Annotated in this window: 10 protein-coding genes; 6 read left to right on the top strand and 4 right to left on the bottom strand. The window is 37.9% G+C overall.

What is annotated here, in order from left to right:
- Positions 1 to 529 (bottom strand): recombinase family protein (locus FTV34_RS15655; protein ID WP_180070771.1); only part of this gene is annotated, 529 nt, incomplete at its 3' end.
- 194 nt (positions 530 to 723) lie between these two features.
- Here FTV34_RS15655 and FTV34_RS15650 point away from each other — a divergent pair.
- The gene (locus tag FTV34_RS15650) at positions 724 to 1,104 is read left to right on the top strand and encodes a hypothetical protein (RefSeq protein WP_015060210.1); all 381 of its coding nucleotides are present in this window, start codon (positions 724 to 726) and stop codon (positions 1,102 to 1,104) included.
- A gap of 31 nt (positions 1,105 to 1,135) precedes the next feature.
- Here the strand turns inward: FTV34_RS15650 and FTV34_RS15645 are convergent, their stop codons facing one another.
- Together FTV34_RS15645 and FTV34_RS15640 are read right to left on the bottom strand one after the other, a co-directional pair.
- Positions 1,136 to 1,567 carry a hypothetical protein gene (locus FTV34_RS15645; RefSeq protein ID WP_039090891.1) on the bottom strand — a complete coding sequence of 144 codons (432 nt, stop codon included), beginning with the start codon at positions 1,565 to 1,567 and terminating at the stop codon, positions 1,136 to 1,138.
- A 17-nt stretch (positions 1,568 to 1,584) separates the two neighbouring features.
- Positions 1,585 to 1,851, bottom strand: coding sequence for a mobilization protein (locus FTV34_RS15640; RefSeq protein WP_088749624.1), 267 nt, complete (start codon positions 1,849 to 1,851; stop codon positions 1,585 to 1,587).
- Between the two features lie 210 nt (positions 1,852 to 2,061).
- Here FTV34_RS15640 and mobQ point away from each other — a divergent pair, with 210 nt between their 5' ends.
- The 5 genes from mobQ to FTV34_RS15615 all read left to right on the top strand — a co-directional run bounded on the left by mobQ (position 2,062) and on the right by FTV34_RS15615 (position 8,651).
- Positions 2,062 to 3,498 carry a MobQ family relaxase gene (gene mobQ, locus FTV34_RS15635; protein WP_039090895.1) on the top strand — a complete coding sequence of 479 codons (1,437 nt, stop codon included), beginning with the start codon at positions 2,062 to 2,064 and terminating at the stop codon, positions 3,496 to 3,498.
- Positions 3,499 to 4,032: 534 nt separating this feature from the next.
- Entirely contained in the window at positions 4,033 to 4,962 is a 930-nt protein-coding gene (gene repM / locus FTV34_RS15630) for a replication initiation protein RepM (RefSeq protein ID WP_000131200.1), read from the top strand.
- 78 nt (positions 4,963 to 5,040) lie between these two features.
- A complete protein-coding gene (locus FTV34_RS15625; RefSeq protein WP_039090898.1) occupies positions 5,041 to 5,565 on the top strand; it encodes a plasmid replication DNA-binding protein in 525 nt (174 codons plus the stop codon).
- 670 nt (positions 5,566 to 6,235) lie between these two features.
- Positions 6,236 to 7,711, top strand: a complete 1,476-nt coding sequence (msr(E), locus tag FTV34_RS15620; protein ID WP_000052512.1) for an ABC-F type ribosomal protection protein Msr(E) — start codon at positions 6,236 to 6,238, stop codon at positions 7,709 to 7,711.
- A gap of 55 nt (positions 7,712 to 7,766) precedes the next feature.
- Positions 7,767 to 8,651 (top strand): Mph(E) family macrolide 2'-phosphotransferase, encoded by an 885-nt coding sequence (locus tag FTV34_RS15615; RefSeq protein WP_000155092.1) that lies wholly within the window; start codon positions 7,767 to 7,769, stop codon positions 8,649 to 8,651.
- A gap of 189 nt (positions 8,652 to 8,840) precedes the next feature.
- On the opposite strand, the gene FTV34_RS15610 is transcribed toward FTV34_RS15615, so the two are convergent.
- Positions 8,841 to 9,050 (bottom strand): helix-turn-helix domain-containing protein (locus FTV34_RS15610; protein WP_088773987.1); only part of this gene is annotated, 210 nt, incomplete at its 5' end.

Genomic DNA, 9,050 nt, shown 5'->3' with positions numbered 1-9,050 from the left:
CTACTAGCAATTCTTTTATTCGTTTATGTTTAGCCTCATTTGCCTTCTTGCCTGTTGGTTTGTAACCCGAACGTGCCAGGCCCTGCTTAATACGTTCTATACGTTTCTCATTGTCTAGGCGGGCCATTGTTGCCAGAAGATCAATCAACATATTGTTGATGAGTTCCAAGATTGAATGAGTAATGCTGTCACTGGTTTGAATCATTTGGTAGGTAGTAGGAAGATCTGCTACGACTAAACGAAGTCCCTTCTCCTGGATCCTGCGCTTCAGCTCTTGAAAATCTCGTTGGGTTAGGCGTGATAAGCGGTCAATACTTTCAACTAACAATGTGTCACCTTGATTTGCTTCTGACAGTAGCTTATTCAATTCAGGTCGGTCTAACTTCGTACCACTATAGTTTTCCACGTACACAATGGTTTCACCCAAATTCAAGTTTTGGTTTAGATCCTGAAGAATCTGCAAAGCCCTTTCTGCATCTTGATCTTTAGTTGAAGCTCGTAGATAAATACGTGTATTCATTTCTATCATTTAATCTTAATTCTATTAGATTAATGATAATACTATCATTTAATTATTGCATTAAGTCTAATGATAGATATTGTATGCGATTTGGCTCGCTATCATTCAGGTATAGTCTTTTGATAAAAAAAGCATGACTAAAAGCCATGCCTTGGGAATTCGTATAACGTGTATTATGTTAATTTTAGGAAATCTTAATCGAAGTGAAATATATAGCTCAAATCATAGAATGTAATGAGAATCTCGAATTCATTCTAAAAATTAAGGTTCGTAATGAAATTCTAGAGGTATTTAGTTCTTCAATACCCTCATGTATTGATCTCAAAAAAAATTACCTTATAGATTTAGAAGCTACTATTTTTGATGATTACCTTATTGAGAAAACACATTATTCCCATCAAATTAAGCAAATAGATAATAGTCTAAGATATGAAATTATTGGATATTTAAAAGAAGGGAAGCTAGATGTTAATGGCTTAATTTTTGAAGATGATATTTTAAATAGAGATTTTTTTTACTTAGATAACAATACAGTAAAATGGACTGTCGATAGAATTAATGCTGACTTTGATGACAGAGATTGAATCCATTTAACATAAAATTTCTTATGCGAAATTACATACCAACTTTAACCACATTGTGGACAGGTTGGATTTTAGAGATAAGAAAAACTTCTAGGGCATTTGCTAAATAAGCCGTATCACGCTCAAAGCCTATTGTAATGATGGATCCAGCATCTTTCAGTCTTGGATCTATCGCAATATATTCAGTTTTATCTTCATTCCATCGGCAATATTTCATTACCCTGGCGCTTAAGCCATTACCACGATAACGGCCAGCACCTCTAGAAGTCCCAACACCGATATAAGTCACTAAATCCCCTTTGACAAACGCATATACACCTTGTTTATCGTAATTAGGAATTTTTCCAAAATTAAAATGTACTGGTGACCATTCAGGAGGCTTTCCTAATAGGTCTACATTCCAGTGATGTTCGAAGAATAATTCTGTATTACGTATTAACTTATTAAGTGTTGGATCTTCCACTACTTATCCCTCAAAATTTATAAATTAAAAAGCTTTCGGTCACGCTCATCTGTTAAATACTTATCCATCTGAGCAATTAATTTAGCTCTGGCTTGTTCATCATCTTCAGTGATCTTTAGCATACAGGATCCAATTAAAATTTTGCGTCTGGTATCATCCTTTCGAGCTTGTTCTTTCTCTTTAGCACGTTCTCTTGCCAGTGCTGCCTGTCTTTGAGCCTTTAACTGCTTTAGCTTTTCTTCCTGTGCTTTGATTTTGCTGTCTAGTGTTTCAGTAACGCTCATTAATCCAATACCATCATCCTGGGAAACCATCCCTAACATAAGCGCACTTGAATATGCATTCAAGGTGCTATATGTATAGTAATGTTTTCCTCGAAGAGCGCACTTATGCAAACTTTGTTTGCAAGTACGATTGGGGTCTCCCCCAATACCCCGACAACCGTATTCACGGTTGTATTTCACTACGTGAAAATTTAAAAGCGAAAAACAGACATGGCGATTTACCACTTTTCAGTTAAAACCGTAGCAAGATCAGCAGGGCGTTCCGCCACTGCTGCGATTGCCTATCGGGCAGGTGAAAAGATCTATTGCGAACGTGAAGGCCGAGAACATGACTACAGCCGAAAAACTGGTGTGGAATACAAAGAAATTTATTTACCCGAAGGCGCACCAGAGTATTTAAAAAACCGGGGAAAACTCTGGAACGAAGTGGAACAACGAGAAACCAGAAAAAACTCGACAGTCGCCCGGGAATTTGAAATTGCTTTTCCAAGTGAGTTGAACCAGGAACAACGCCTGGCCATGCTCGAAGAACTATGCGCCAGTATCGTAGACAGACATCAGGTGGCCGTCGATGCCTGTATCCATGCACCGCATACCGGATCCGGCAGTGATGAACGCAATTATCACGCCCATATCCTGATGAGCACACGCAAGCTCACTCCCGAAGGTTTTACCGAGAAAACCCGGGAACTGGATCAGAAACACAGTGGAGAAATCGAACATTGGCGCGAACACTTTGCCAATATCTGCAATATGCACCTGGATCTGGCCGGGTCCACCGCCCGGGTTGACCACCGCAGCTACAAAGACCAGGAGAATGGCCTGGAAGCCACCCTGCACGAAGGACCGAAAGTCACCGAGCTGCGCCGAAAAGGGATTGAGACCGAAATCAGCCGAAGCAATGATGAAATCAAACAGAGAAATCAGGCTCAGCTGCAATACGGCAAAAATATGGACCTGCTGATTGCTGAAAATGAGATAAAACTCAGAAAACTGAAAACTGAACAGCAGATCCAAATCAAAAATAGCGCTAAAACGCCACCAATTGACGAAAAAGCCCTGTTTGAGGAAAAACAGAGAGAAACCCTAGTCAAATTGCTACAAGGCGAAATAAGCGCAAAAGAGGCGAATCTAGACCTGCATTTTATGCAGGATGTTTTTAAAAAGGCAGAAAACACCCTGGGCAAGATGCAAAAGCATAAAAACGAGTTCAATCAGCAGCTCGCCCAGGAGATCGTGAAAAGCGGACTCAAGCAAAGTCATGACAAATTGCAAAGCCTGGTGGATCAACACAACCAATTAACCCAGAACAAACCCTTACTGTTTGGAAAAAAAGCCTGGGAAGCCCAACGTGATGCGATTTACCAAGAACACAAAAAACTGAAAGGTCAGCATGAACACCAGAAAAAACATGGTGTGAAGGATTTATTGGAAAATGAAAAGTTTAAAGAACATGCCTGGAAGCAGTACCAACAACAACATCCGGCCAAAGCCAAGCAATACCAGAATCTATACTCAACCTATCAAGTCATTAAAAAATGTGTGAATGAGATCAAAGCAGAACAACAGCTGAAACTCAGACAAGAACAACAACTCAAAGCACAGCAACATGCGCCTAAAATGAAATCTCGTGGCATGAGTCGTTAAACAGAGCGAGTGTCTACGAGCGAACTGAGAAAATTTGCCCTTTCCTTTCCCTGATTACAAGCTCCCTATCCATTAATCACCTACCCTACAGAGCATCCCGAATGGGTGCGAACTTTCCAAGTTTTATTCCTAGACCGAGCGAAGCGAGAAAAAAAGCTTATGAGCGAAGCGAATTCCGAGTTGCTTTTGCTTTTTATTGAAGTTACCTAGGGATTAACCAAAAATTGCCCCAACGAATCGAGCGAGAGCGAGATTCAATAGAGTTTGAGCGAAGCGAAAACCAAGGGCAATTTTTCATGAAATATGCTTTTAATTATTTTTAAAGTTTTTAAATGTTTTTAACTCGACTGAATCCTTTTATTTATAAGGATTTCAAGCTTTATATAGCAACGTTTCCTCGGTTATATAGCAACGTTTCCTCGGTTATATAGCAACGTTTCCTCGGTTATATAGCAACGTTTCCTCGGTATTTGACAACAAATATTTATTATGTTGTTATAGCAACACAATAAAATTGTTGCTAAATAGAATGACATGACAGACTTAGTCGTAAAATCTAATAAACTTGTACAAGCTTTACAGACACTTACTTTAAGCGAAACCCGTTTACTTCAGCTCGCAATTGTAGACGCTCGTGAGACTGGACAAGGATTATCAACAGATGAACCTTTAGAATTAAATGCTCTTAGATATGCTAAAGCATTTAACGTTTCTCCAGATGCAGCTTATTTAGCATTAATTGAAGCAGAAGATTCTCTTTTTAAAAGACAATTTACGATTACCAATGAAGATGGAACTTTAACAAAAAGTCGCTGGATTCAAGATGCTAATTATCGGAAAGGTGAAGGAAGAATTTTAGTTACCTTAACTCGTGTGGTAATTGAACATGTCACTAAAATAGATGGGTTTGAACAGTATTTTACTAGTTATCATTTGAAAAAAACTGCTGACTTCAAAAGCGTTTATGCAGTACGTCTTTATGAGCTCTTAATGCAATGGAAGTCTGTAGGGAAAACGCCTGTTTATGAATTAAATAAATTTCGTAGCCAACTTGGTATAGGTGTTAACGAATACACTCGAATGGAAGCATTTAAGAGACGTGTTTTAGATATTGCAGTAGATCAAATCAACGAATTTTCAGATATAACTGTTAAATACGAACAGCATAAAAAAGGTCGTTCAATCTCAGGATTTTCTTTTAGCTTTAAGCCAAAGAAAGCAACTATTCGATCTATAGAAACTAATAGAGACCCTAATACAACTGATCTGTTCTCGAGAATGACAGATAAGCAACGCCACTTATTCGCTACTAAACTTTCCGAACTACCAGAAATGGGTAAGTATTCTCAGGGTACAGAAAGCTATCCACAATTCGCTATACGTATTGCTGAAATGCTTCAAGATAGTGAAAAATTCCAAGAATTATTCCCTTATCTTCAAAAAGTTGGCTATCAAGCTGCCTAAAATTTATACTTGATCATTTGTCTATTAGGCAGTCTAATAGACAACAACTTTTGACAGAGTTAGGCATAGATTTACAGCATGAAAAGCCTTACAGTTCTTGAGCTTTCTAAGCTTTACAATATCAATAGACAAACGATTTACAACAACATAAAGAAAGGAATTTTAAGTAAAAATTCTGATAATAAAATTGATCTGGCTGAAGCTATCCGTGTTTTTGGCGAACCTTCAAAAAAACTAGATGTAAAAGAATCTGTAAAAATAGACAGTCCAAATTCGGCAGAAGTTTTACTACTTAGGCAACAGATAGACATGCTGAAAAATCAGCTTGATGATGCAAAAGAGCGTGAATCCTTTTATCAAAATCAAATTGAGACGATGCAACGTCTACTGGAAGCACCCAAACCAAAGATTCAAGACCCTAGTGAACTCGAACTCCCTCAATCAGCTCCCATTGTAGAAATGAAGGAAGAGGTAATAGTCGTTCCACCTAAAGATGACGGATTGACTACTCCAGAGAACAAACGTATCCCTGTCCCAGAACACGTTGAGCCTGAACCTAAAAAGAGAGGCTTCCTGAGCCGTTTTTTCCTTCCTTATGGTTAGCCAGGACTCCAATTTTTTGATGAGCCAATTTCAGTGCAAGCACATGAAATAATGACTCATCAAAAAACCGGATGAGGTTTATTAAAACTGAATAAAACCGTGGAACATTGCTTACTTATTGAGCGTGGAACAAGAAAAATTGCTAAAACAGCCTAAGAGAGCGTGCTTAGGCTGTTTTTACAGATATAAAACATTGTTTTAAAAGGAAATTTTTTGGACGTTTCGTATAAGGTGTATTATGTTAATTTTAGAAAATCTTCACTACTATTATTTTAAAATAAGCCTTATATCCAAGCATAAAACAAGGTTGTCTAGACTTCTTTTAACAGTAAAGTTATCATAAAACTGAATTTTATTTTTTAGGTAAGTTTATGCATTCTATCCGCATTCGTTAAGACACAACTATTTGCATAGTGACACTATTTTATAATGGTGGGCTTTTGTTGTGTCTTTAAGAATATATGCGGATATATAAAGTAAAAGTATGCTTAATTTATAAGTATGCTTTTAGTGCATAGTTTCCAGTTATAACTTAATTGACTAGCTATTTGTCCACCCTGTGGATGAATAGCTTTTTTTTTGGGAGGACACTGTGATGCTAGCTTTTGTTTTCACCTAAATCCTGTTTGCTGCATAAAAAATTTCAAGAGCTAAACAGGAGTAAATAAAAATGAGTTTAATTATTAAAGCGAGAAACATACGCTTGGATTATGCTGGGCGTGATGTTTTGGATATTGATGAATTGGAAATTCACTCTTATGACCGTATTGGTCTTGTGGGTGATAACGGAGCAGGAAAGAGTAGTTTACTCAAAGTACTTAATGGCGAAATTGTTTTAGCCGAAGCGACATTACAGCGTTTTGGTGATTTTGCACATATCAGCCAACTGGGCGGAATCGAAATAGAAACGGTCGAAGACCGGGCAATGTTATCTCGCCTTGGTGTTTCCAATGTACAAAACGACACAATGAGTGGCGGAGAGGAAACTCGTGCAAAAATTGCTGCCGCATTTTCCCAACAAGTACATGGCATTCTAGCGGATGAACCAACCAGCCACCTTGATCTCAATGGAATAGATCTACTTATTGGTCAACTTAAAGCATTTGATGGAGCATTACTTGTTATCAGTCATGACCGATATTTTCTTGATATGGTTGTAGACAAGATATGGGAGTTAAAAGACGGTAAAATTACGGAATATTGGGGTGGTTACTCGGATTACTTGCGTCAAAAAGAAGAAGAGCGACAACACCAAGCCGTAGAATATGAGCTGATGATGAAGGAACGGGAGCGATTAGAATCTGCTGTGCAAGAAAAACGCCAGCAAGCTAATCGATTAGACAATAAGAAAAAAGGAGAAAAATCCAAAAACTCTACCGAAAGTGCTGGACGACTTGGGCATGCAAAAATGACTGGCACCAAGCAAAGAAAACTGTATCAGGCAGCTAAGAGTATGGAAAAGCGTTTGGCTGCATTAGAAGATATTCAAGCACCAGAGCATTTGCGTTCTATTCGTTTTCGTCAAAGTTCAGCCCTAGAACTGCACAATAAGTTCCCGATTACGGCAGATGGTCTGAGCTTAAAATTTGGTAGCCGTACTATCTTTGATGACGCTAACTTTATAATACCGCTTGGCGCTAAAGTCGCTATAACTGGATCGAATGGAACAGGGAAAACGTCCTTGTTAAAAATGATATCAGAACGTGCTGATGGATTAACCATATCTCCAAAAGCTGAAATTGGCTACTTTACACAAACAGGATATAAATTTAACACGCATAAATCTGTGCTCTCCTTTATGCAGGAAGAGTGCGAGTACACAGTTGCGGAAATTCGTGCAGTATTGGCTTCAATGGGGATCGGAGCGAATGATATTCAAAAAAACTTATCCGACTTATCGGGAGGTGAAATCATCAAACTGCTTTTATCCAAAATGCTTTTAGGAAAATATAATATTTTGCTTATGGATGAACCAGGAAACTATCTTGACCTAAAAAGTATTGCCGCATTAGAAACAATGATGAAGTCCTATGCAGGAACTATTATCTTCGTATCTCATGACAAGCAATTGGTCGATAATATTGCTGACATTATCTACGAGATCAAAGACCACAAAATCATCAAGACTTTTGAGAGAGATTGTTAATGATAGCCAATCTAATCCGAACATTAATTATTGAACTCTTTAAAGGAAATTAAAAATGACAATTCAAGATATTCAATCACTTGCTGAAGCACACGGCTTGTTGCTTACGGACAAAATGAATTTCAATGAAATGGGCATTGATTTTAAGGTCGTTTTTGCTCTTGATACAAAGGGGCAACAATGGTTGCTGCGTATTCCTCGTCGTGATGGCATGAGGGAACAAATCAAGAAAGAAAAACGCATTTTAGAATTGGTAAAAAAACATCTTTCTGTAGAGGTTCCTGATTGGAGAATTTCATCTACAGAATTAGTGGCTTATCCCATACTTAAAGATAATCCTGTTTTAAATTTGGATGCTGAAACCTATGAAATAATTTGGAATATGGACAAAGATAGCCCGAAATACATAACATCTTTGGCAAAAACCTTATTTGAAATCCATAGTATTCCTGAAAAAGAAGTTCGGGAAAATGATTTGAAAATTATGAAACCTTCAGATTTAAGACCTGAAATAGCAAACAATTTGCAGTTAGTAAAATCTGAAATTGGTATAAGTGAGCAATTGGAAACCCGCTACAGAAAATGGTTGGATAATGATGTTCTATGGGCAGATTTCACCCAATTTATACATGGCGATTTATATGCTGGGCATGTACTAGCTTCAAAGGATGGAGCTGTTTCAGGCGTTATTGATTGGTCAACAGCCCATATAGATGACCCAGCGATTGATTTTGCTGGGCATGTAACTTTGTTTGGAGAAGAAAGCCTCAAAACTCTAATCATCGAGTATGAAAAACTAGGGGGTAAAGTTTGGAATAAACTATATGAACAGACTTTAGAAAGAGCAGCGGCCTCTCCTTTGATGTATGGTTTATTTGCCTTAGAAACTCAAAATGAAAGCCTTATCGTTGGAGCAAAAGCTCAGTTGGGAGTTATATAATTTAAAAATATGATTGCTGAGAACTGCCTTGTTTTGAAACTTGGTTGGCTTTAATTAGTTTTTAGTATTCTTTATAGAAAATGCCTCGATCAAGGGGCATTTCTAACAATCATTTAACATAAAATTTCTTATGTGAAGTAACCTGAATGCAGCGGTGCCCCATTGGGGGCGCGTTGAGATAAGCCTCTTTTAGATAACTTTAGCAACTCGATAGACAGTTGCAACTCCACAATTCACTGCTTTGGCAATTTCTTCCTTAGTCATATTGCCAACTACTAGCAATTCTTTTATTCGTTTATGTTTAGCCTCATTTGCCTTCTTGCCTGTTGGTTTGTAACCCGAACGTGCCAGGCCCTGCTTAATACGTTCTATACGTTTCTCATTGTCTAGGCGGGCCAT

The sequence above is a fragment of the Acinetobacter sp. YH16038 genome, from assembly GCF_013417275.1.
Classification (GTDB): domain Bacteria; phylum Pseudomonadota; class Gammaproteobacteria; order Pseudomonadales; family Moraxellaceae; genus Acinetobacter.
The sequence above is the reverse complement of the archived record's forward strand: the minus strand, read 5'-3'. Positions and strand labels throughout refer to the sequence as shown.